This window comes from Moorena sp. SIO3B2 (genome assembly GCF_010692525.1).
GTDB classification, from domain to species: Bacteria; Cyanobacteriota; Cyanobacteriia; order Cyanobacteriales; family Coleofasciculaceae; genus Moorena; species Moorena producens.
Genome location: NZ_JAAHHE010000792.1, coordinates 1 through 1,761, shown reverse-complemented (window position 1 = coordinate 1,761; position 1,761 = coordinate 1). Strand labels below are relative to the sequence as shown.

General features: G+C 41.1%; 2 protein-coding genes. Both read right to left on the bottom strand.

Annotation, left to right across the window (positions count from 1 at the left end):
* Positions 1–205 precede the first annotated feature (205 nt).
* Positions 206–961: a cysteine dioxygenase family protein gene (locus tag F6K38_RS41095; protein WP_008177756.1), complete on the bottom strand. Its 756-nt coding sequence runs from the start codon at positions 959–961 to the stop codon at positions 206–208.
* A gap of 518 nt (positions 962–1,479) precedes the next feature.
* On the bottom strand, positions 1,480–1,761 hold a 282-nt coding region (locus tag F6K38_RS41090), incomplete at its 5' end, for a GNAT family N-acetyltransferase (protein ID WP_287360586.1).

The following is a 1,761-nucleotide window of genomic DNA, read 5'->3' as shown; positions in this document are numbered from 1 at the left end:
AATACTTAGATAGGCAAATCCCCAAACTTTCAATTCTTTAAAATCTCAAACTATTAAATTATCCTGTTCGATGTTTATTTTAAGCATTAGGCTGACAGCTGAATGCTGACAGCTGAATGCTTACTTGAAAAGTAATAATTAGCAATTACCAATTAGCAATTACCAATTAGCAATTACCAATTAGCAATTACCAATTATCTTTAGCTTACTTGAGCTGTGACATTTGCTCGTCTAACACAGCTAATTTTGAGCGGAGTAGAGGATTGTCCTCTACTGCAAGGATTCGACAAATGCGATCGCGCATTTTTTCGTGGTGTCTGAGCGTGGTATCAGTGTCTGCTTGTAAGCCGTAGTGCCGCTCTTTAATTTGTGTCTCTGGCAAGCAGAAGAACACCCCTCCATCAGTGCGTTGAATGCTGCCTTCAAGCAGGTCAAAGATTCGTGCGTTGCTAGTAATCGAGCCCTTGGAGTTTTCGGTCCCGTATACATGAAGGCTAAAAAAGCAGGATTCTCCGGGGTTGCCCATCTGGTGAATCATATCGTCAGCTACCGCCTTTACCTCTCCAGAGCTATAGTCCAGTCGCTTCAGGGTTTGCAGCACTCCATCTGTTAAGGTATACACGTAGTGTTCCGCCTCGCCAAAGCACTGTACTGCTCCCCATTGGGCTGTGCCGTGGTCATGAATCGTGCTGTAGTCTCCTGGAGCCCAAGACATCACCATAATTTCAAAGGAACCACACTCGTACAGTAGCTTTCGACCGTAGCTGTCGGTGATGGGATGATCAAAGTCAGCCCATCCCATCAAGTCTTCCGGTGAGATGCGTGCATCCAAAATGCACAAACGAGCAATTTTCGGTACCAATACCGACTGACTTTGGATATTACTAATTAAGCGCTGGATACTCTTGGGAAGACTTTGGTCGGATACAGAAGTCTTCATGCCAGTAATAATCTGAATCATTTTGCCATCCTCTAATTTTTTAAAAAACTTGATTCTCTGAAAATAGAGACTTAAAAATTGAAAATTAACAAAATCGGATTAACCATCCTACGAATGGATTAACCGAAATTGATAGTATTACTAGGTGGGAGAATGGTGTTAGGGGAATGCTGTTAGAGTTTACTATTCAAAGCCTAATCCCTAATACTTAATCCCTCATCCCTAGATTTACCTAACTAATAATTCCTCACTGGTTGACTTGACTGTATAAACCTTAAAGCTCTAGGCTGAGAGAAAGCTGATAAATTCCTCACTATCGTCTGAAAAAAATTGAGAAATATCTCAGCTTATTTTGATTCAGAACACATGATGATTATTCCTCATATCATCAAAGATTTATTCAAGCTATAGCAAGCCTGATTGAAACGATAAAGAAATCGCTGCACCTCTTCGACCTCCTTCCCATATTGCTATCCGTTACATCCGCTCGAACTATCCGTTGCAAGCTCCTCCCATGCTCAAAACTAAAACACAGAATGTTATAGTTCAGGACGGTAAGGTAAGATATGGGATAAAACAAGCTGCATAATAACCATGTCGTGCCAGCGTCCCTTGAAAAACCCAATTTCTTTTTGAACACCTACAACCTCAAATCCAAATCGCTTGTGAAATTCAATACTCCCTTGATTGCAGCCCAAAATTTTAGCAACGACATGGTGATAGCAAAACTCCTCAACTTTCTTGAGCAATGCTGTTTGTAAAATACTGCCGTAACCCTTACCGGTTTCCGCTAAAGAAAAATAAATCGAAATCTCGCAGCA

Coding starts and splice junctions, on each gene's coding strand:
- F6K38_RS41095 (WP_008177756.1), bottom strand. CDS start 961: ATGATTCAGATTATTACTGGCATGAAGACTTCTGTATCCGACCAAAGT.